This is a genomic window from Flavobacterium psychraquaticum, from assembly GCF_034497725.1.
GTDB lineage: Bacteria > Bacteroidota > Bacteroidia > Flavobacteriales > Flavobacteriaceae > Flavobacterium > Flavobacterium psychraquaticum.
The window spans coordinates 196,085-218,502 of record NZ_JAXKVR010000027.1 but is presented as its reverse complement, the minus strand read 5'-3'; the positions used below and the strand labels follow the sequence as shown (position 1 = coordinate 218,502).

Below are 22,418 nucleotides of genomic sequence, written 5' to 3'. Positions count from 1 at the left end.
CCAAAACTCTTGTCTGACAATGGTTCATGTTACATTGCAAGCGAATTAAAATCATATTTAAAAGACAATTATCAAATGCAACAAGTGCATGGCAGACCCAATCATCCGCAAACACAAGGAAAAATTGAACGCTATCACAGAACCATGAAAAATGTTGTGAAACTTGATAATTACTTCGCTCCAGAAGAATTAGAAGCTGCTTTAGAAAAATTTGTATATGGGTATAACAATGAACGCTATCATGAATCATTAAACAACTTAACTCCTGCAGATGTCTATTTTGGGAGAGGTGAATTGATTTTAAAAGAAAGAGAAAAACTAAAGAAAATTACAATTTTAAACCGAAGAAATGAGTACCAAAAATCAAAATTAACAACAAATCAAAAAAATCTTTTATCTTTGAATTATTAACTAAATACTCTCTTAGCAAAAGTCCAATTTAGTTTGAAGACGTACAGATAGCCAATTCTAAATCTTGGTATTCCAGAACTTTTGACGCAGAAACCGATACTTCAACCAAATTCAAACGTGTTAAGTCTTCGTCTGAAAATTTAGTGTCTCTAAAATATTTAAAAATTTGAAATTTTACAGCTCTAAACAAATAACCTTCTAAATTTTCGATCGTATTTGTTTCTCTTTTGGACCAAAAGTCAATAAATATATTTTGGATAATGTCTTCACATACTTCTTTTTCTTTTAAAATCTGTAAAGCATAAGTAAGCATTCTGGAAGCATATTTTTGATATATTTCCTCAAATGCCTTCACATCGATGGCAGTATTTATTTTAGTTGAATCAGTATTTATTTGCGTTTTTGACATCAAACTAATTTAGAAAAAGGGTAGTTTTAATAATCAAAGATAAATTATTTAACGGTACAAAATTGGCATCCTAAAAAAGTTTTTTTATGCTAATAAATCACTTCATTTAAATTATAGTTCCTACTGAAGTTTAAATAACGTAAATTTCCGTAGAATTGAATGAAAATCAGGCTAAATGAAAAATAAATCTGTAAAAATATTGAAAGTTTAAAATCGGATTGATAGCTTAAAAAACTACTAAAAACACATAATTGAATTCATTTGTTAGAAAAATTAAAAACTTACTTTTTGGCCATAAATTATTAGTAAAGTAGCTAAATTATGAATGTTAATTTATTTATAAAGTTGTTTAACCAGACTCAAATATTAAGAAGTAAGGCTAAATTTGCATCATAAAAAAATATGAAGACTAAAACAGCATTTTTTGCATTAATTGCAATGGTAATTACGAGTTGTAATTCAACCAAAAATACTACAACTGAAACGAAAGATAATTCAATCACTGAAAAATATTTTAAACTGATTACATTGGAAGGTAAAACGATTACAATGGCGAAAAATCAAGAACGCGAAATCTTTTTTACATTGCGAACAGAAGGAAATAAAGTAACTGGTTTTGCAGGTTGTAATTCATTTAGCGGTGAATATACTATTGAAGAAGGAAATAGAATTCGCTTTAAAAATATGGCAATAACAATGATGGCGTGTCCTGATGTAGCGGTAAATGAAGCTGACTTTTTAGAAGTATTTGAATTAGCCGATAACTATACGATCGTTAACGATGTTTTATCATTAAACGTAGGAAGAAGAGCTCCACTAGCGGTTTTTGAAGCAGTTTATATGAAATAAACAATTTTAGAATGCTCTTTAATTTAAACTTAAAAAATAGTATATTTATAACCATAAACATCTGATTTATACTCATAAATCAGATGTTTTTTTATTATAAATAAAAGTATATGCAATTAAACAACAAACAAAAGTTACTAAAAGGAGCTTTAACTACTGGAATTCTTAACGCAATCATTAACGGGGGAATTCAATATTTTTTCTTAAAAGATTTAGCTGTCATTCCAATTTCTGTTGATGCTATAACGAATAATATTCCGACCGTTTTAGGTACAGCGGTTTCTCTAGCAATTTCTCTATCGGTTTTGCTAACGGTGGTAGCTTATTTTACTATTAAAGAAAAGAAAGTTCCATTTTTCCCTAAAGTCTTTTGGCTTACAATTAAACACGGATTCTTCACTTTTGGAGTAATTACGTCGCTATCCGTTTTATGGCAAAAAATATGGGAACAGTAAATATTTCTTTGCTAACTGCACTTCTAATTATCGGCATAATCGCGGGAATTATTTCGGCAATCATCAACTATTTGACATTAAAGGAATGTACGCTGCCAGAATAATACTTATTAATTTTTCTAATAAATATAAAAATTCAAAACTGATAAATCTAAGTTAAATTTAAGAAAAAAGTGACATTCGGCATTTGTTTTGCTTACTTTTCTATACCTACTATAAAATTATGACAAAGAAAAACATTTTACTTACTGGAGCATCAGGAACTGTTGGTTTTGAAGCTTTATTGCAACTTATTGATAAAAACATTTATAATGTAACTATATTCGACAAAGAGACGAAACAATCAAGTTTAAAATTACAACCTTATAAAGATCAAGTGAATTTGATTTTTGGTGATATTTCAGTTGCAAAAGATTTAGAAACCATCAAAGACATTGATTACGTTATTCATTTAGCAGCGATAATTCCGCCCGTTGCAGATGATTTTCCGGAATTAGCTAAGAAAGTAAATTTAATTGGAACTCAAAACTTGGTAAATCAATTAGAAAAATATTCACCAAATGCATTTCTAATGTATAGTTCAAGTATTTCTGTTTATGGCGATCGCATTTTAAATCCATTTATAAAAGTGGGAGACGCTTTACTACCAAGTGAAGGCGATTATTATGCAACGACAAAAATAGCTGCGGAAGATTATATTCAGAAAAGTAAGTTAGATTACACAATTTTCAGATTAGCAGCTATAATGGGAAATCATAAAATATCAAAACTGATGTTTCACCAACCTTTAGATACATCTTTAGAAATTGCAACACCAAGAGATACTGCTAGAGCTTTTGTAAATGGAATTGAAAAGCAAAGTGAACTATCCAAACGAATATTCAATTTGGGCGGCGGCGAAAAATGTCGAGCCAGTTATGAAGAGTTTTTACAACGCTCTTTTACAATTTTCGGCTTAGGGAAATTAAATTTTCCAAAACACGCTTTTGCTGATAAAAATTTCCATTGTGGTTATTATGCAGATGGAGATGCTTTAGAAAAAATTGTAAATTTCAGGAAAGATTCCATAAACGATTATTTCAAGATGGAAGCCGATAAAGTTTCTTCTTTTCGAAAATTCATAACTTCAGTTTTTAAAACGCCTATCAAATGGTTTTTATTAAAAAAATCAGAACCATATCAAGCATATAATGATAAAGATATGGCACAAATGAATCACTATTTTAATTAAAAAAAATATTATGAACAGCATCTTCCTTTACATCACATTTATTTCGGGTTTATTTTCTGTTGAAAATCCGCAACTCACACTTAAAATTTCGAACATTGAAAAAATGCAAGGAGAAATAATAATTGGTGTTTTTAATCAAGATAAAAACTTTCTCAAAGATGGTTTTGCAATCAAAAAATATAAAATAAAAGTTGATAAAAACACAGCATTCATCAATATTAATGATTTACCTAAAGGTGAATATGCTATTACAATGTATCACGATGAAAATTCCGATAACGAATGCAACCGCAATTTTATGGGAATTCCTAAGGAAGCTTATGCCTTCTCAAACAACTTCAAACCAAAATTCGGTCCACCAAAATTTAAAGATTGTAAATTTGAATTGTTAGAAAACAAAACATTGAACATTAAAATGATTAATTAGGTGTTAAATGAAATAAGTCTACAATCACCATAAAATCAGTATAAAACTAAAAAGTCCTAACATAAAAGTTAGGACTTTTTAGTTTTATAAAATTTAATTTGTTTTAGGTAAAGGCGCCCCAACAGCTACGGAACAAGTATGTCCTGCTTGACCATGAGGTGGATTCATTCCAGGAGGAGTAACTTGGTTAGCAGTTGCATTTACTGAACCAGTAGAATTAGTAGTACCTATTTGAGGTGCATTAACTGGAATATTTGTTGGCGTTGGCGTTGGCGTTGGCGTTGGATTTGAAACATTAGCAGCTTTGGGTGCAGAGTTTAGTGGCGCTCCAACTGGAATTTCACAACGATGCCCAGGTTGCCCATGCGCTGGATTTATAGCAGTTGCATTTGAATTTTGCATCATCATATTTGATTCTGTTGTTTGCACTTCTTGCACGGAAGGAGCAGTTTCAGCAGGTCCTACTGGAATTATAATGTTTGATTCAGTAGTGGTTTCTGTTGTTATTTCAGGTTCTGCTTCCTCTTTTTTACAAGAAACTGCTACTAACGAAACTAATAATGTGGTAATAAGTAATTTTTTCATTTCAATTTTTTTAATAAGAATTCAAATATAATGATTTTATAGTAAGTTAAAAATTAAGGTTTTAAAAAAGAAATTATTATCCTATCTTATACTTAGGATAATAATTTCTTTTTAGCTACTTCTATATTAGTAAGAAAGTAAAATGATTTGTCAGTTTTCACTGGTTGAATTTATCTTAAATTGGTTATAAAAAGCACATTGGTATATTTTTATATTGTTAAAATCATTAAATTATAGAAAAACAAAAAAATGAGAAAAATTATATATGCTTTTGTACTTCTGTCTTTCTTCAGTTGTAAAGAGAATAGTAAAAATATTTCAAATGAAAGTTCTGAACTATTCTATAATGGTGATATTCTTACTATGGAAGAAGATACTCCAAAATATGTAGAAACCGTTGTAACACAAAATGGTAAAATTGTATTTGTCGGAAGTAAAACCGAAGCAGAATCGCAGTTTAAAAATTCGACAAAAATAGACTTAAAAGGTAAGACATTAGTACCTAGCTTTATTGATCCACACAGTCATTTTGGAATGGTTTCCAACACAATGGGTCAAGTAGATTTGAATCCAGAACCGGTCGGAAAAATCAAAAATATCGACGATATTCTTCAAAATTTGAAGGATTACAAGGAAAAAAACAATATTCCCGATGGTGAATGGATTTTTGGTTGGGGTTATGATGATGGCCAATTAACCGAAAAACGGCATCCAACAAAAAAAGATATTGATAAAGTTTTACCTAACAATCCCGTGTATTTGCAACATACAAGTGGCCATATGGGTGTTGCAAATTCATTAGGTTTAGAAAAATTAGAAGTTTCAGCCAGTAAAAAAAGTCCAGATGGCGGAAATATTGATCGTTTTCCTAACTCAAGTGATCCAACAGGATTGGTACAAGAAACAGCAATGTATCCATTTGTTCGTTTGATGATGGAAAAATTAGATGCAAAACAAGCTGAATTTTTTGATACTACGCAAGATTATTACGTTTCAAATTAAAAGGATCGGAAAAAATTGATGAAATCGCTTGGCTTAATAGAAAAAAACACATCCATTTGTGGGAAAAAATTGTAAAGTTGTTATCGCCATTTTTGTAGTTTGAATACTGACTTCGTTTTTAAAGAATATTTCCGGTTTTACACGTGAGTTTCATTTTTGAAAAGTGCTTCTAGCAGCTGCAATGCTATTATTTTTTCAAAACTATTGGAAATAAGGCAATTAAAAAACACCCTATTAAAAACAAATACGCCAAGCAATTTTAGTTGAACCAACATTTAATTTAAAATTTATACCTTAAGATAGGATAAAATGTTAAAAATAATTAATACATTTATTCTTGAAAATCACTTTTGATTGGGAAAATCTAAATCATAAGCGGTTCAAATTCAAATAAGTAGAATTTTAATTTAGAAAACAATGAAGAAATACTCACTCATTGCAATGGCTTTATTCGGATGTTTTACTGTTTTTGCGCAAGTACGGAATCCTTTTTACATAGGCCATAGTCTTGTAAACGAAGACTTACCAGCTATGGTTCAAGCTTTAGCTGTAGATGCTGGATTAACAACTCATTATAACAAACAGTTAATTAATGGAGCGACGATGTCCTATAATTGGGAACATCATGCCACAGCATCCGGAATGTCATATCAATCGGCATTTCCAGGTGGTAATTTCAATACCTTAGTTATCACCGAAGCGGTTCCTTTACAAAACCATCTCACTTGGAGTAATTCGTTTCTTGCTGCTAATAATTTTTATAATTATGCAAAAAACAATAACAATGGCGAACCAATACGCTTTTATATATACGAAACCTGGCATTGTAAAAATTCTGGAATTCCGCAAACTGAGTTCCCAACGGGTTGTGCCTATGATGATTCTGAAAACAGCAATACTTTATGGCAACCGCGGCTTTTACTTGATTTTCCGCTTTGGTCAGGAATTGTTAGCCATGTTCGCGACCAAAATCCTACTGATAACGAAATTTGGATGGTTCCAGCGGGACAAGCATTTTACAACTTAACCAATCAAATTAATGCAGGAAATCTTCCAGGAATGTCTAATGTATTCAGTTTGTTTTCAGATGATATTCATTTAACAAATGCAGGTAATTATTTTGTCGCATGTGTTATGTATGCTACAATTTATAGACAATCACCTGTTGGATTAACTTCAAGCATTTCTGACCAATGGGGAACTCCTTATACCAATTTACCAACCACAGCACAAGCTTTAATTATGCAACAAGTTGCTTGGCAAACGGTTACCGATTTAAGTGCATGGTCAGGCGTAACATCTAGTTTATCAAATGATGTTTTAGAAAATCAAAAAATCACAATCTATCCAAATCCAGCGGCAAATTATATTACGCTTGATACAAAAGAAAACACAATTGAAGATGTGCTGATTTACAATTCATTAGGCGCTTTAGTTAAAAAAGAATCCCTTAGAAATAAAACAATTAATATTTCAGAATTACCTACTGGATTGTATTTTATTCGTTTTCAAAACAGTTCTTTGAAACCACTCAAATTTATAAAAGGCATTAATTAAGAAACTCATTACAGCTGTTTTGATACTTATAACATAGGGAATATCGGCATTTAATTTTATACATCTGAAGCGCTAAAAAACCTTAGAAATAAAACAACACTATTGAAACTTTTAGGTTAATTTATTGTACTATATTTGTCAATAGAAACACTGCTTATAATAGCGTAAACTAGCAACTACTCCCCTAACTTAAAGTTTCATAAATCAATGATAATCAAACGTCAAATAGAATTAGGAAGAAATCAAAAAACTCGTGATACTAGAAGAATTGAACAAATTTTAAGCAAAAAAAAAGGAATTCAGTATGTCTCGATTTCGGCCTCAGGAATGATGCAACTAGAATGGGATGACGCGCTAACAAATGAATCTGAAATTGGCGAGAGTTTAAAAAAGTTAGGTTTAAATACGAACTTTGAAAAAATGCATTCCCATTCAGATAATCATGCAGATAATGCACCTAACGGACATGCACATGCGCACATAAATATACCTTTTTTAGGAGGAAATGCCGAACTTTATTTCGCGATAATTAGTGGCCTATTTTGGTTAGCCGGATTAATTTTCTCCTTTACATCCGTTCCTGAAATAACACCACTTACCCTATTCATCATCGGTGCTTTTTTTGGAGGTTTTTTCACTTTCATCAGTTCGGCTAAAGACTTGATGCACGGAAGGTTTGAAATTGATTTCTTAATGTTGTTTGCAGCGATTGGTGCGGCTATTTTAGGCAAATGGGAAGAAAGTGCTTTGTTACTTTTCCTCTTTAGTTTAGGCCATGCTTTGGAACATTATGCCATGAAACGCGCAAGAAAATCTATTGCTGCACTCTCCGATTTAGCGCCTCCTGTTGCCCTACTAAAAATAAATGACGAGCTAAAAGAAGTGGCTATTGATGTATTAAAAATAGGCGATATTATTGCAGTCAGACCCAATTCAAACATAGCCGCTGATGGTGTGGTTATTAACGGAACAAGTCCGGTCAATCAAGCATCCATAACTGGGGAAAGCATGCCCGTTACAAAACTTCCACACCCAAACTGGAAGAACGAATTAGATATTAAAAAATTAGCACCCGAACATCGTGTATTTGCTGGTACAATAAATGGTAATGGCGCTTTAGAAATTAAAGTATTAAAAGAAGCAAAAGACAGTACATTAGCGCGCTTAATTTATTTAGTAAAGGAAGCCGAAACTCAAAAATCACCCACACAGCACCTGACAGATAAGTTTGAAAAATATTATGTGCCTTCGGTTTTAATTGTAGTAATTCTTTTATTATTTGCTTTTGTCGTAAGAGATGAAACCTTCCAACAGAGTTTTTACAGAGCCATGTCGGTATTAATTGCAGCTTCACCTTGTGCCTTAGCTATTTCAACACCAAGTGCTGTCTTGGCTGGAATTGCACGAGCCGCACGTCAAGGAGTTTTAATAAAAGGCGGACGACCTTTAGAAGATTTAGGCGGAATTACTGCCATTGCTTTTGATAAAACAGGTACTTTAACACAAGGAAAACCTACGCTAACCGATGCCACTCCATTTGGAACAACTACTAGAGAACATTTACTAACAGTAGCCGTTTCGGTAGAGGCTTTAAGCGATCATCCTTTAGCAGCATCTATCGTTGCAGGCGGCAGAAAAGAATTAGGCACTATTGAAATTCCAAAAGCTGAAAATTTAAAAGCTTTAACTGCCAGGGGAATTCAAGCCACTTATAACGGAAGTTTGGTACATATTGGCAACCGAAGACTTTTTGAAGAAATGACCGGAAAACCAGTTCCTGACGAAATTGATATTAAAATGATGGTACTAGAATCTGGCGGTCACACAGCCATGATTGTACATCAAGAAGATAAGTATTTAGGAATTATTGCAGCAATGGATATCGCACGACCAGAAGCTGTTGCAACGCTTGCCGCTTTGAAAAAAATGGGAATCAAGCGGATGATTATGCTAACAGGCGACCATCAAAAAGTAGCCGATGCTATTGCCAAAGATTTAGGAATTACAGATCCAATGGGAAGTTTGCTTCCAGAAGATAAAGTAAAAGCAATTGAACAATTAATAGCACAAGAAGGTGGCGTTGCGATGGTTGGAGATGGAGTAAATGACGCGCCAGCAATGGCAAAAAGCACCGTAGGAATTGCAATGGGAGCCGCTGGTTCTGATGTAGCTTTAGAAACTGCAGATATTGCTTTAATGGCAGATAAATTAGACAACTTACCGTTTGCAATCGGTTTGAGTAGGAAAGCAAAAAGCATCATCAAACAAAACCTAATCATCAGTTTGGGAATGGTGGCTGTTTTAGTTCCTTTGACTATTATGGGATCCATCGCAATCGGGCCAGCAGTAGTGTTTCATGAAGGTTCTACACTTCTTGTAGTATTGAATGCATTGAGGTTATTGCGTTATAATAAATAGCCAAATTCGTTTCAATTAATGCGCTAATTTCTATATCAACTTTAATGTTTTTATAGAAATTAGAGCTTAATTTCGGATAAATAACGTAGTAAATTATACTTCAGTTTCCTCCAAGCCAATATTTAATTTCTTTCTTGCAGTTACAATCTTAAATTGTAATAAAAGCATCATTGCTGAAGAAGCTACTACAATAATTAATAACAACATATTGATTTCCGGTCGAATAGACGCTACATCACCACCATAAAAAGCAATTTTTCTAAAACCACTTAAAAATTGGGTCAAGGGAATGAATTGGGCAATAGTTGTTATCGCATGCGGAATTGCCATAGTTGGCCAAGTAAAACCACTCAAAACGAAAGCAGGCGTTGAAATTACCATCAAAAGTTCCGTGGCTTTTAATTGACTCGGAATAGCAATCGAAAACAACATTCCAATAGCCATCGAAGCTAAAGTTAATAATACAACTAAAAGTAACATCGGGAAATTATAAATTGACGCTTCAATATTAAAATAAGGAATGAACGCACTAACTAAAAGCCACATCACCGGAATCATCAATAAAAAAGGTGTTGATTTGAGTCCGATGTGATAAAAGGACCACTTACTTTCTTGGACTAATTCTGAAAAATAACCGTCTTCAAAATCTCTTGCAAAAACCAAAGCCATGGCTAAAAATATAACTTGCTGCATAATTCCAGCTAGCAAACCTGGAAGCATAAAAGTCACATAATTTCCTGTAGAATTATAGAGTTTATTGAAGTTAATTTTAAAACTTTCATAGGCATTTTTAGCCTGATCGGGATGCATTCCTTGTTTCTTCAATCCTTCAATTTCGATTCCAGCGTTTAAGGTCATCAACACTTGCTGAATGTTATTACTAGCCGTATTGGCATTCAAAATATTAGCCATGTTCAAATCTACTCGCACTTCTGGATGTCTTTTTTGTAGAATATCCGCTTCAAAATTAGTAGGAAAAGTGATTACCGCCGCATATTGTTCCATCGCCATTTCCTGCATAATAGTTCCTGGTGTGAAACGCACATCTTTTACTAAAAGGCCTTGATTATCTTCAAAAGCATCGATAATTTTATCCGTCATCGGACTGTGGTCTTGATCGATAATCACAACAGGCAAATCAATTACTTTAGCTTGCTGATACACATAACCAAAGAGAAATCCATATAAAATAGGCGCTCCAAAAAAAATGGCAAGCAACACATTATTCGAAAAAATGCGCTTGAATTCAATTTTGAGTAATCTTTTAAATTTCTTCATGCCGTTATTCTTTAATTAAAATCGTTGCATTCGCATAAAACAATTGATCTGATTTACCAACAGGAACTACTTTTAACTCATAAATAGCTTCAGAAAGCTCGTATAAAGGCGCCGTACTTGTAATATCGGCATATTGTGCTAGTTGTTTTATCGCTACAATTTTGGCCTTAATTTCTTCTTTGGTATACGGATTTATTAGCGTTAAAGGTTTTCCTACTTTAAAATTATAGACTTTAGATTCTGGTATCGTAAATCGAAAATAGACACTACTTTTTTTATAGCCGTTAAACAACGCATAACCAGGTGTTAGCAATTCGCCTTCTTTTAAACTAATGGTTTCAATAGCCATATCCGCTGGAGCAATAATGTACTTTTCGTTGGACGCCGAAAGCACTTCATCTTTAGCACCCATAGCCCGGTCTAATTGTCCTTTTGCTTGTTCTAATTGTTCTTTAGTTGCACCATTTATCGCTTCACTGCGTTTGGCTTCGAGGGCGTCAATTTGGGCTTTAGCCATATTCATTTTCATTTTAACCTCATCAAATTGTTGCTGACTAATTAAGGAATCTTTATACATAGCTTGCATGCGTTGAAACGATTCTTTTGCAAATTCCAATTGGGCTTTACCCGAATTGATTTGACCATTAATTTGATTCAATTGATCTCTAGTAGCACCAATAGCCGCCATATCTAATTGTCCTTTAGCCGATTTTATCGCGCCATCTGCTTGCATCATTTTTGCAGTAACTTCGGGAATATCAATAAAAGCAAGCGTATCGCCTTTTTTAACATCTTGACCTTCTTCTACATAAACTTTTCCAATTCTACCTGCAATTTTACTCGTGATCGAAAGGGTTTCAAATTTAACCTTTCCTCTGTAAGAAGTAATTTCTTTATCGTTTCCGCAAGAGTTTAAAGTTAGGAGTGCAATTCCGCTTATAAATATCGTTTTAAATGTTTTCATTTTATTGAGTATTAATTGTATAAAGAAGTTAGTAAACCTTTAGCATGAAGCAAATCCGTTGAAGCTCTTCGTTGGTTGAAATACGATTCTTCTAGTTTAAATTTGGCTTTTTCTAAATCGTTTAAAGCATCAAGCACGTCATTAATGGATGCTAAATTGTTTTTGTATTGCTTGTCAACCATTTCATAAGTGGCGCTGGCCAATTCAATTTCTTTCTGAACGATTAAGCTGTTTTGAAGTGCTGCTTCATAATTTAATTCGGCTTTAATAGAACTTAAGGCTATCATTTCCTCCGCTTCTTCGATTTGTTGTCTGTATTTTTGACTTTCAATTTGAGATTTCTGACTTTTCAATCGCGATTGCATGCCATCGAAAACATTCCATTTGATTCCTGCGGCAACGTACCATTTTGGATCTAGCAATGACAAATCATCTTCAATAAATTCATAATGTCCTTTAATCGCAACTTTCGGAATAAAATTACTTTTCTCCATTTTAGCTTTTGAAATTGTTGCTTGTTCTGCTTCTTCTAATGCTTTAATTTCATTGCGTTTGTCGCTATTTGATATAGTATTACTTAAAAAAGAGCTTAATTGCGGATTCAGAAGTGCTAAATCACTTTTATTTTCGCCTGTAAGTTGGTGCAATACTTCGACCAATAAAATTTTATTGTGTTTAAATTCCAATTCTTTAGAAGCCAATTGTTGTTGCGCTAATTCAATTTTTTTTCGATTAATTGGCGTTGCCAAACCATTTTCAATTGCTTTTCTAACGTAATATTCTTGCTCGATTAAGTAATTTTTAGAAGTCTTTAAAACCCGTTCAGAAGCATTTACCAACGCTAATTTATCATAGGTTTCAATAATTTTTAAGGCAATTTTATCTTTTTCAGCATTTCCTAAATAATTTAACGAAGCTTCTTTGTGTTTGCTTGCTTTTAGGGCGTGAGAAGCTTCAAAACCACTAAATAGCACCCAATCTAAATCTACAGCAGATTTCAAAATGTCTTGATTTTGTAAATTTGGCACAGCGGTAAGTGGAATATTTGCAGGAAAAGCTGCATTAAAAGGAAGGCCAATAGCTTCTTTAATAAGTAATTTTTGGGTACCAATTAATAAATTTTGGGTATCGGAATCAAATGTGATGTCGTCATTTAATCGGGTATAACTTCCACTAAGGGTCACTTTTGGCAAGAAAACTGATTTGGCTAAATTTTGGTCTACTTTAGCCAATTTCGCGTCTAATTCAAATGCATTTACACTATGATTTTTTTGCAAACCTTTAGCAACTAGTACTTTTAGCACAGGATCTAATTCTTGTGCCATGGACAGGAACGGAATGCACCAAGTCAAAGCAAAAAATAACATCCTTCTTCTTAATTTATTTTGTAGCATAACAACTAATTTAAAATACAGTACAAATATCTTAAAAATACAGTCGCTTTCTTTTGATTTAAATCAAATAATTAAAAAAAGATGTTTTATAAATCGTTTTTCCGGATGCGACTAAGGGTTTCTTGCGTCATTCCTAAACAGGAAGCAATATGGCCAAGCGAAACACGATGCGAAATATCAGGAAATTCTGAAATCATATAATCATAGCGTTCTCTAGCGGTTTGAAACTGTATGGCATTTAATTTGAGTACAAATTTGGTCAATATATTAATAGCTAATAGTCTTGCGAATTTTTCCATTTTGTGATATTTAGCTAATAATAAATCCATTTTTTCACTGGAAATACTGTATAACGTAGCATCTTCTAAAATTTCTAAATAGTAATAGCTAGGCGTTTGATTAAAAAAACTATCGGCACTCGCCATGAATACGCCTTGACCAAAAAACCATTGCGTCACTTCTTTCCCATCTTCTTTTAAATAGTAACTGCGTCCCATGCCTTTATCTATAAAATATAAATTCCTGCAAATTCCCCCTTGCTTTAGCAAAAGCTGGTTTTTAGGCACTTCTTCTTTCGAAAAATGCGCTAGAATATCCTGCAATTCGGCATCAGAAAAAGGAACATGAGTTTTTAAAAAGTCGTTTAAATTCATAAAAAAATTAGAATTTTAAAGTGCTTTGGTAAATTTAGGACAAAAGAATACAACTACAAAATGCTTTTGGTATTTGCCGTTTTTTAGAAGTTTAAAATTTACAAGGAAGGAATCTATTAAAAATTATTTTTATTTCAGCAAATCAATTTTGCTTTGTTGTCATAAAACAAACATTCAAACTGTTACTCTTCAGTTAAAACTTCAGTTTTGTTCACAGCGTTTACCTTTAAAAAATCTTTTTTAGTGAATTTACAAGAAAATAAATCTTACGACTACTACTAAAAAAAATGGGGAAATACTTTTTTAGTAGCATTTCCCCAAATCAGATAATAATTTATGATTTGAAAAATATATCTCAGCTTTATAAGCAATATTCATCCTTATCTCAACTGCTGTTTTTATCTCAGATAAAAAGTTACTTTCTTGTTTTTAGGATAATTCCAAGTGTTTTTAATTTATTCTGTTGCACTTATAGTTTGAACTTACATTTATAATAAAAGTAAGTTTTTTTTTTAATAATTAATATTCAATCCAAAACCTAATCCCATATCACTATCATAATGAGTTGTAATTCCCATATTTTTTCCAACAATATATTTTAGTCCGGCCATGTATTCTTTGTCTGTGTTGACTTTAAGAGCCATTCGCAAACGTTTTGAAACTGGAATATCTTCTCGCATTAATTGCAAACGAACATTTCGGTATCAATTTCAGTTTTATCTTTTATAAATTTTTCAAGAATCTGATACATATTTTTTAAAATAGTTTGTTTAATTTAAAACTTTCGATGCGTTAAAAAAAGCTATTTAAAAAGAAAGAAGTTGGTTTTTTACCATTTCAAATCGTCTAATTTTATTATTCTTCTCGATAAATTTCGGCAAAAAGTAAGTTTCTTTCGGGCGTTCAAATTTTTCTAAAATATCAAAGAAGGCTGCTTCTACTGGAAATTTTTTCGCTTCAATAAATAATACAATTTTTTGTCCTAAAACACTATCAGGCATTCCCGCAATAAAAAAACGATGCTTTAATTTAACAGCCAACTTAGATTCTATTTGTTCTGGAATGTATTTAATACCGCCACTATTAATCACATTATCATAACGACCAAACCATTGAAATTCAATGTCGTTATATATTTCAACTAAATCATTAGTAACAATAATTTCGTCCGTTATATTTGGCGCTTGAATAATTAAACAGCCTCTTTCATCTTTTGAAATTTTAATATGTGGCAAAACTTTAAAACGGTCTACTCCTATTTTTTTTGCAGCAATATGAGTTATCGTTTCGGTCATACCATAAGTTTCGTATATATCTGCTGAACATGCTGATAATTTTTCAACTAAAGCCAAATCTATTTTTGCACCTCCTATAATTATCTTTTTAAATTGATTTAAGACCGAAAAACTCGCCTGTGCTTGCATTGGAACTATCGCCGTAAAATCATATTTTTTTGAAGGTACAATTTCAATGTGTGAGCTTGGTGCCACAATATCTAATTCCAATCCAATAATGATTGCGCGAATTAACATCATTTTACCGGCAATATATTTTGTTGGTAAGCAATGTAATGCTTTATCCCCCGGTCTTAAATTAAAAAAATCGGCTGTAGCTATTGCCGAATTAACCATTGCCTGTTTTTGCAAAGTGATTAATTTAGGAATTCCTGTTGTGCCAGACGTCATTAATTGTATGGTTTCATTTTCATCAATCCAATCTAGAATAAAAAGTCCCATATCTTTTTCATAATCATCACCTTCTTTGATTCCGTTAAATCCTAATTGAAATAATCCTTCTCTGTTCAGGTAAACACCATTGATTTTAAAGCGATTGTGAATGTTGGTATAATTTGGAGTCATAAGATTTTTGGTTTATAAAAGTATTAAACTTTTTCTTGGGCTTCAATTTGATTTTCAATAAACTGATCTTCCAAATAGTCTAAATCTTGATAATTTCCGATTAATTTTTCTTTCCAATTTGTCCATTTAAAGACTTTTGCAAATACAAAAATTAATGCTGGAAAAATTACAAAAACGGGAAAAAACACTTCAAAACCCAGACTTGGTTCGGACATATCTTTAAAAATGGAATGCGTCTGAAACACTGTAAAATCTGATGTTATTAATAATGCAGCTGCCATATTGTTTGCCGCGTGAAATCCTAAAGCTAATTCGGTTCCTTCATCCATCAAGGTAATAATTCCTAAAAATAATCCAGTTCCTATATAATAAACCAATAATAAATAACCCATTTTTTGAATTTCTGGGTTAAAAATATGCATAGTTCCGAAAATAACAGAAGTCATTAGTAAAGGAAACCATTTATTTTTAGCCAAATTGAAGAAACCTTGCATCAAATAACCTCTAAAAACTAATTCTTCCGTACTAGTTTGAATTGGAATAAATAAAAATGTTATTAAGGCTAAAATCAAAAAAGGAATTAGATTAAATTGCAACTGAATTTCGCTACTATCATAAAAATAGGAAAATAAAATCATACTAGACGAAAATACAGACCAAATTCCAAAGGCTATAAATACGCGTTTCCAATCAATTTTTTTTCTCGACGTAACTATAGAAAGAAAAGTTTGATGATGTAGTCCTCTTATGATGAAATATAAGCCTCCTAGGGCAAACACAAAAGACGTTAACATCAAAACTAAGAACAAATTAGAATCAAACATTGTATAAATATCACTTTCCGTCGCGGTTAAATCGCCACCCATAAAACTTTTAATTGCCACTGCTATTGCTAAAGGTATTTGGCCAATTGCCGAAGCTACAAAAACCAATAAAGAACCTAGTAAATATTTTCCAAATGAATTGGCTCTTGTAAATCCTTGCGCTATAAACATATTTTAAAGTATTACTTTTGTAGATTAATCAGCAAATTTACAAAATGATAACCATTTACCATAATCCAAGATGCACCAAATCAAGAGAAGGTTTGTGCGAATTAGAAAATTTAGATCAATCTATTACCGTCAGAAAATATTTAGAAGAACCCTTTTCAAAAGAAGAGTTAACCAGTGTATTGAAAAAACTAGCCATAAAACCTATTCAATTGGTTCGAACCAAAGAAGCAATTTGGGTTGCAGAATATAAAGGGAAACAAATGTCAGATGAAGCTATCATTGAAGCTATGTTAATTCATCCGAAATTAATTGAACGGCCAATAGTAGTTTTTGGAGCGCAAGCAATTATAGCCCGACCTAAAGAAAAGATTAACGAATTACTATCGGAGTTTTAACAAACATTTAGCAAACTAAGGTTAAACCAAAGGTTATTTTTGCGGTCTAAGAAGAAAACTAATTTATGAACACAAGAAATTTTTTAGTAGTACTTACCTTATTTATAAGTTCTGTATTATTTGCCCAGAGACCAGATGCAAAAAAAATCACCATTTCTGGTAAAGTTATTGAAAAAGGAAGTAATCAGCCTTTAGAATACGCAACAGTTATTTTTGAAAACAGTAAAACAAAACAACTTTCAGGAGGAATTACTGATGAAAAAGGTGTTTTTAAATTTGAAATAACAGCCGGAACTTACAATGCAAGAGCCGAATTTATTTCTTTCAAAAATGTCGCTATCACAAAAAAAGAATTTATCGAAGATACTAATTTAGGTCAAATTTATATGGAGGCTGATGCTGCAATGCTCAATGATGTTGTAGTAATTGCTGAAAAATCTACGGTAGAAATTAAATTAGACAAACGCGTATACAACGTTGGAAAAGATATGATCGTTAAAGGTGGAACTATAAGTGACGTGCTAGATAATGTACCGTCAGTTACGGTTGATGCTGAAGGAAACGTAGCTTTACGTGGAAATGAGAGTGTAAAAATCCTTATTGATGGAAAACCTTCGGGTTTAGCAGGAATTAATATTGCAGATGCTTTAAAATTATTACCCGCTGAATCAGTCGAAAAAGTTGAAGTAATTACAAATCCGTCTGCTCGTTACGATGCTGAAGGTGGTGGCGGTATTATTAATATTGTACTAAGAAAAGGAAAAGCAAATGGTGTAAATGGTTCTGTTATGGTAAATGCGGGAGATCCTGAAACTTACGGAGCTAGTGTTAATTTGAATAAGAAAAGTGACGATTACAACCTGTTTTCAAATTTTGGATATAACAAAAGAAATAATCCAGGAAATACAATAGTCGATTCTGAATATTTTAATGCAGACGGAACAACTAGTAGATATATTAACGAACGAAGAAAAAATGCGAGACAAAGCGAAGGCTATAATGCAAATTTTGGAATTGATTTAAATTTAACTAATTCTTTATCTTGGACTAATGCCTTGACATTTAGAGAAAGTGATGGAAAAAATCCAGACGATGTATATTTTTATAATTTTGATGCTTTAAACAATCCAACGTTTACAAGAAATCGTTTCAACGATCAAATCAGTGATGATTTTAGTTTAGAATATTCTACTAATTTCACAAAGAAATTCAAAAAAGATGATCATAAGTTAACAGTTGATGTTGCAATTTCTCAAAACAGAGAAAATGAAATAGCTACAATTTTTGATCAAATTTTAGGTGATCCTGCTTCTTTATCTGAGCAAGGAACAATTAATAAAAATAATCAACAACGAAATTTATTTCAAACAGATTATGTTTTACCAATTGGAGAAAATGGAAGATTTGAGGCTGGTTATAGAGGAAGTTTTTCTTCAAACTTAACGGATTTTAGTGTAACACCTATTTCAGATTTTTCAAACAAATTAGAATATGTAGAAGATGTAAACGCTTTCTATACGCAATACGGTTCAAAATATAATAAATTTTCATATTTTTTAGGAATACGCTTTGAAGATAGTAAAATTGAGGTAAATTCAATTTCTTTAGACGATTACAACACAAAAAAATACAACAACCTCTTTCCTTCTGCTACTATAAATTATGAATTTTCAGAAACTAGTTCAACTAGCTTAAGTTATAGCAAAAGAATCAATCGTCCTAGAGGCCGTTTCTTAAATCCAGTATCATCTTTATCGAGTAATATTAATATTTTTCAAGGAAATCCAGATTTAGATCCTTCATTAACAAATGCAATTGATTTAGGTTATTTAAAAAGATGGAGTAAATTAACATTCAACACTTCGGCTTACCTTAACATTACAGATGATTCATTTCAATTCATTAGGAAAGAATCTGGTTTATTTGTAGGTGGTGTTCCTGTAATTTTAAGTACACCAATTAATTTAGCAAAAGAATTGAGAGCTGGATTTGAATTTAACTTAAATTATACGCCTTACAAATGGTGGCGATTAAATGGGAATTTTAATGCATTCAGAAATGAAACACAAGGAGATTATAGCTACGTGAATTATTTAGGAAATACAATTGTTCAAAACTTCGATAATGTTGCATTCACTTGGTTTGCAAGAATTAGTTCTAAAGTTACTTTACCCTATAAAATTGATTGGCAAACTAATGGTTCATACAGCGCACCGCAATCTACAGCGCAAGGAAAAACTTTAGGTGTAGCTTCAATGAACTTAGCATTTAGCAAAGACATACTAAAAGATAAAGGTACAATTGCATTAAATGTAAGCGACGTATTCAATTCAAGAAAAAGAATTATGGATACTGAAATTTTAAATGTTGTGAGTTCACATAGTGAAATGCAATGGAGATCACGTCAAATAATGATGTCATTTACTTACCGTTTTAACAAAAAGAAAAATGAGAGAGAAAGACCACAAAGAAAAGATGATGGTGGTGGAGAAGGTGATTTTATGGGTTAATAATAAAAAGCAATAAAGAAAGTCCTGTTAATTCAGGACTTTATTGTTTTAAAGAGGATTTTTATTTATTTTCGTGATTACAATTGTAAAATTAGTTCAAATGAAAAAAATTCGCTTAATTCTTTTAATCAATAATCTGTTGTTATTGATTACTTTCAGTCTGAAACAAATTTTTGAATTTTACAAAATTTCGAATAGTAAAATTTTTGGACTAATATTTGGGATTCTTTCAGTAATTAATTTAATTTTCATTATAAAATTTGCGAATAAAAATTTAGAAGGTTCTTAAGTTATAATATATATAAAATAAAAAAGTCCCGAATAATCGGGACTTTATCTTTAAGAACTAAAAAATTTAATTTTCTTGTTCAGCTTGTTTTTTTGCTCTTTTCTCTTTAATTAATTCCATAATAGCACCGCCCAACCAATATTGAACAAATCCTACTAAGAAAATCATTAACCAAAAACCGATTGTTAAAACGGTTAAAAAAAGTAAAAACCCTAGGTACTGTTGAAATTCAAACATAATTTTTTCCGGAATTTATGAATTTCTTCAAAGGTAAGTGTAATATTTATTTATACCAATATAAACCCCAATTATTTTATATACTTTAAAACCATTTCTTCATTTTGAAATAAACAAACATAAGTATAACAATTGCAATCATAATTCCCCAAATGATGTAATAGCCGTACTCCCACTCTAGTTCCGGGAAGTATTTAAAATTCATTCCATAAACCCCCACTATAAAAGTTAAAGGCAAGAAAAACATGGACACTATAGTTAATGTCTTCATAACCTGATTCATTTTGTGATTTTGAGCTGAGAAAAAATAACTTGAAGTACTTTCTAAAGTAATTAAATCAGACTCAATTTGTTCTAACAATTCCAAACATTTCTGATGTAAACGAGCGAAATAAGAATAATTATGAGGTTCAATATCATTAAAAACGTGATCTTCTTTCATACTTTTAATGGAGTATAAAGAATCTCGAAGTGGAATAATAGAACGTTTTAAAAAATTAAAATTATCACGATGCTTTTCAATCATTTCTAAAACCTCAGGTTTTGTGCTGGTTTTTGATAAAATAATAACTTCATCTACATTTTCTTCTTCATTTTCGATCGTAATATAAAAATTTTCAATAATTGCATCCAATAACAAATACAATAAATAATCTGCTTTCTTTGTGCGGATAACTCCCGAATCACTCCTTATACGTTCACGTATGTGCGTAAAATAATCACTTCTTTTTTCTTGAAACGACAATAGCACATTGTCTTTTAATATGAAACTAATCTGCTCGTAACCAATTATATCCGAATCTTTTAAAGGCAAAAGTGATTTTACATTGAAAAATAAAATATCTTGATATTCTTCTAATTTAGTACGTTTTGTGGTGTTTAAAATATCTCCAATTATAAAACTATCGGCATTAAATTTTTTACAAATTATATCAATAACTTCCGGCTTATTTAAGCCGTGCACATTGATCCACGTAGTTTTTGATGGATTACTCACGCCATCAATATCATTTAATTTTAAATGTTTATTTTCCTTAACAGTATCTGAATCGTATTGAAATAATTGTAATTCAGTAACCGTTTCTTTATGAATTCCTGTATATTCTAAAGTACTTGGTAGTACTTTTCTTCCTTTTTTATATTTAATTTTTCTCAAACCATACAAATTTTATATAAAGATAGGAGTTTTTAAAAAGGAGCAGTATTTTTACTGAAAAATATTTTCAAATGCAAACGATATTTACCAACATAAAAGAACTTTTACAAGTTAGACCCCAAAATATTGATAAAGTGGCGGGTTCTGCTATGGCTATTTTACCAAAAATAGAAAATGCTTTCTTATTGATAGAAGGCGATTTGATCGTTGATTTTGGTCCTATGGAAAATTGTCCAAAAACTATTGATGCAAGAATTATCGATGCCTCTGGCCGTGTTATTTTACCAACTTGGGTTGATAGTCACACACATATTGTTTATGCTGGAAATCGAATTCAAGAGTTCGTAGATAGAATTAACGGCTTAAGTTATGAGGAAATATTTAATCGTGGCGGTGGAATATTAAATTCGGCAAAAAAATTAAGCGATACATCAGAAGACGAACTTTACGAACAATCAAAATTACGTTTGGAAGAAATAATGCAACAAGGAACCGGAGCAGCTGAAATTAAATCGGGTTATGGTTTAACTGTTGATGGCGAATTAAAAATGCTTCGCGTAATTAAACGTTTGAAAGAAAATTATCCAATTGCAATAAAAGCTACTTTTTTAGGAGCACATGCTTTTCCTGCTATCTATAAAGAAAATCATTCTGGTTATATTGATTTAATTATCAACGAAATGCTTCCTAAAATCGCGGCAGAAAATCTAGCAGATTATATTGATGTATTTCTAGAAACGGGCTATTTTTCAGTAGATGAAACTGTTAAAATTATGGAAGCAGGAAAGAAATATGGCTTAATTTCGAAAATTCACGTCAATCAATTTACAACGATTGATGGTATAAAAGCTTGCGTAGCACACGGTGCTTTATCAGTTGATCATTTAGAAATTGTAACTGATGAAGATATTGCAATCTTAAAAGATAGTTTTACAATGCCAGTTGCTTTGCCAAGTTGCTCCTATTTTATTAGCATTCCCTATACTCCAGCACGAAAAATGCTGAACGCAGGATTACCTTTAGCGCTAGCGTCAGACTACAATCCGGGTACAACGCCATCTGGTAATATGAATTTTGTTGTAGCAACAGCTTGCATTAAAATGAAAATGACACCAGAGGAAGCAATTAATGCTGCAACTATAAATGGTGCTTATGCGATGGGAATTTCAGCAACACATGGAAGTATTACAATAGGAAAAAAAGCAAATATTTTACTAACGCAACCAATCACGAGCTATTATCAGTTACCTTATGCATTCGGAACCAATTTAATTGATAAAGTAATGATTGGCGGTAAATTTATCTAAGAGGATAAAACAGGTATTTTTACTACGATTGGAGCTT

The 22,418-nt window shown here is 31.7% G+C and carries 21 protein-coding genes and 1 pseudogene; 11 read left to right on the top strand and 11 right to left on the bottom strand.

Annotation, left to right across the window (positions count from 1 at the left end; all coding sequences use genetic code 11):
* Window positions 1-411: integrase core domain-containing protein (locus T1L09_RS13815; RefSeq protein WP_422718468.1), on the top strand; the 411-nt coding region annotated here is incomplete at its 5' end.
* Window positions 412-439: 28 nt separating this feature from the next.
* Here T1L09_RS13815 and T1L09_RS07010 read toward each other — a convergent pair.
* Window positions 440-820: a sigma factor gene (locus T1L09_RS07010; protein WP_322550243.1), complete on the bottom strand. Its 381-nt coding sequence runs from the start codon at window positions 818-820 to the stop codon at window positions 440-442.
* Window positions 821-1,222: 402 nt separating this feature from the next.
* Between T1L09_RS07010 and T1L09_RS07005 the strand changes: the two genes are divergently transcribed.
* The 4 genes from T1L09_RS07005 (at window position 1,223) to T1L09_RS06990 (ending at window position 3,782) form a co-directional block, all read left to right on the top strand.
* Window positions 1,223-1,669 carry an META domain-containing protein gene (locus T1L09_RS07005; RefSeq protein ID WP_322550242.1) on the top strand — a complete coding sequence of 149 codons (447 nt, stop codon included), beginning with the start codon at window positions 1,223-1,225 and terminating at the stop codon, window positions 1,667-1,669.
* Between the two features lie 110 nt (window positions 1,670-1,779).
* On the top strand, window positions 1,780-2,124 hold the full coding sequence (locus T1L09_RS07000) for a hypothetical protein (protein WP_322550241.1): 345 nt from the start codon (window positions 1,780-1,782) through the stop codon (window positions 2,122-2,124).
* A gap of 223 nt (window positions 2,125-2,347) precedes the next feature.
* Window positions 2,348-3,355 (top strand): NAD-dependent epimerase/dehydratase family protein, encoded by a 1,008-nt coding sequence (locus tag T1L09_RS06995; protein WP_322550240.1) that lies wholly within the window; start codon window positions 2,348-2,350, stop codon window positions 3,353-3,355.
* Between the two features lie 10 nt (window positions 3,356-3,365).
* The gene (locus T1L09_RS06990) at window positions 3,366-3,782 is read left to right on the top strand and encodes a DUF2141 domain-containing protein (protein WP_322550239.1); all 417 of its coding nucleotides are present in this window, start codon (window positions 3,366-3,368) and stop codon (window positions 3,780-3,782) included.
* A 93-nt stretch (window positions 3,783-3,875) separates the two neighbouring features.
* Here T1L09_RS06990 and T1L09_RS06985 read toward each other — a convergent pair whose 3' ends face one another.
* Window positions 3,876-4,367, bottom strand: coding sequence for a hypothetical protein (locus tag T1L09_RS06985; RefSeq protein ID WP_322550238.1), 492 nt, complete (start codon window positions 4,365-4,367; stop codon window positions 3,876-3,878).
* 249 nt (window positions 4,368-4,616) lie between these two features.
* Between T1L09_RS06985 and T1L09_RS06980 the strand changes: the two genes are divergently transcribed.
* The 3 genes from T1L09_RS06980 to T1L09_RS06970 all read left to right on the top strand — a co-directional run bounded on the left by T1L09_RS06980 (window position 4,617) and on the right by T1L09_RS06970 (window position 9,344).
* On the top strand, window positions 4,617-5,369 hold the full coding sequence (locus T1L09_RS06980) for an amidohydrolase family protein (protein ID WP_322550237.1): 753 nt from the start codon (window positions 4,617-4,619) through the stop codon (window positions 5,367-5,369).
* A 417-nt stretch (window positions 5,370-5,786) separates the two neighbouring features.
* Window positions 5,787-6,926 carry a T9SS type A sorting domain-containing protein gene (locus T1L09_RS06975; RefSeq protein ID WP_322550236.1) on the top strand — a complete coding sequence of 380 codons (1,140 nt, stop codon included), beginning with the start codon at window positions 5,787-5,789 and terminating at the stop codon, window positions 6,924-6,926.
* Between the two features lie 207 nt (window positions 6,927-7,133).
* Entirely contained in the window at window positions 7,134-9,344 is a 2,211-nt protein-coding gene (locus T1L09_RS06970; RefSeq protein ID WP_322550235.1) for a heavy metal translocating P-type ATPase, read from the top strand.
* A 93-nt stretch (window positions 9,345-9,437) separates the two neighbouring features.
* On the opposite strand, the gene T1L09_RS06965 is transcribed toward T1L09_RS06970, so the two are convergent.
* From T1L09_RS06965 to T1L09_RS06935, 7 genes and pseudogenes are all read right to left on the bottom strand, one after another.
* Complete coding sequence (locus T1L09_RS06965) at window positions 9,438-10,622, bottom strand: ABC transporter permease (RefSeq protein WP_322550234.1); 1,185 nt, start codon at window positions 10,620-10,622, stop codon at window positions 9,438-9,440.
* A gap of 4 nt (window positions 10,623-10,626) precedes the next feature.
* Window positions 10,627-11,586 carry an HlyD family secretion protein gene (locus T1L09_RS06960; protein ID WP_322550233.1) on the bottom strand — a complete coding sequence of 320 codons (960 nt, stop codon included), beginning with the start codon at window positions 11,584-11,586 and terminating at the stop codon, window positions 10,627-10,629.
* An 11-nt stretch (window positions 11,587-11,597) separates the two neighbouring features.
* Complete coding sequence (locus T1L09_RS06955; RefSeq protein ID WP_322550232.1) at window positions 11,598-12,980, bottom strand: TolC family protein; 1,383 nt, start codon at window positions 12,978-12,980, stop codon at window positions 11,598-11,600.
* 86 nt (window positions 12,981-13,066) lie between these two features.
* Window positions 13,067-13,633 carry a Crp/Fnr family transcriptional regulator gene (locus tag T1L09_RS06950; protein WP_322550231.1) on the bottom strand — a complete coding sequence of 189 codons (567 nt, stop codon included), beginning with the start codon at window positions 13,631-13,633 and terminating at the stop codon, window positions 13,067-13,069.
* A gap of 512 nt (window positions 13,634-14,145) precedes the next feature.
* Window positions 14,146-14,331 (bottom strand): annotated as a pseudogene (locus T1L09_RS06945) (hypothetical protein); the annotation flags it as partial.
* A 108-nt stretch (window positions 14,332-14,439) separates the two neighbouring features.
* A complete protein-coding gene (locus T1L09_RS06940) occupies window positions 14,440-15,492 on the bottom strand; it encodes an AMP-binding protein (protein ID WP_322550230.1) in 1,053 nt (350 codons plus the stop codon).
* A 23-nt stretch (window positions 15,493-15,515) separates the two neighbouring features.
* Window positions 15,516-16,487, bottom strand: coding sequence for a CPBP family intramembrane glutamic endopeptidase (locus tag T1L09_RS06935; protein ID WP_322550229.1), 972 nt, complete (start codon window positions 16,485-16,487; stop codon window positions 15,516-15,518).
* A gap of 44 nt (window positions 16,488-16,531) precedes the next feature.
* Between T1L09_RS06935 and arsC the strand changes: the two genes are divergently transcribed.
* Window positions 16,532-16,882, top strand: coding sequence for an arsenate reductase (glutaredoxin) (arsC, locus tag T1L09_RS06930; RefSeq protein ID WP_322550228.1), 351 nt, complete (start codon window positions 16,532-16,534; stop codon window positions 16,880-16,882).
* A gap of 65 nt (window positions 16,883-16,947) precedes the next feature.
* Window positions 16,948-19,392 (top strand): TonB-dependent receptor, encoded by a 2,445-nt coding sequence (locus T1L09_RS06925; RefSeq protein WP_322550227.1) that lies wholly within the window; start codon window positions 16,948-16,950, stop codon window positions 19,390-19,392.
* Window positions 19,393-19,747: 355 nt separating this feature from the next.
* Here the strand turns inward: T1L09_RS06925 and T1L09_RS06920 are convergent, their stop codons facing one another.
* Both T1L09_RS06920 and corA read right to left on the bottom strand, forming a co-directional pair.
* On the bottom strand, window positions 19,748-19,918 hold the full coding sequence (locus T1L09_RS06920) for a hypothetical protein (protein ID WP_322550226.1): 171 nt from the start codon (window positions 19,916-19,918) through the stop codon (window positions 19,748-19,750).
* Window positions 19,919-20,003: 85 nt separating this feature from the next.
* Window positions 20,004-21,074, bottom strand: a complete 1,071-nt coding sequence (gene corA / locus T1L09_RS06915) for a magnesium/cobalt transporter CorA (RefSeq protein WP_322550225.1) — start codon at window positions 21,072-21,074, stop codon at window positions 20,004-20,006.
* Window positions 21,075-21,145: 71 nt separating this feature from the next.
* Here corA and hutI point away from each other — a divergent pair, with 71 nt between their 5' ends.
* Window positions 21,146-22,381 (top strand): imidazolonepropionase, encoded by a 1,236-nt coding sequence (gene hutI / locus T1L09_RS06910; RefSeq protein WP_322550224.1) that lies wholly within the window; start codon window positions 21,146-21,148, stop codon window positions 22,379-22,381.
* Window positions 22,382-22,418 lie beyond the last annotated feature (37 nt).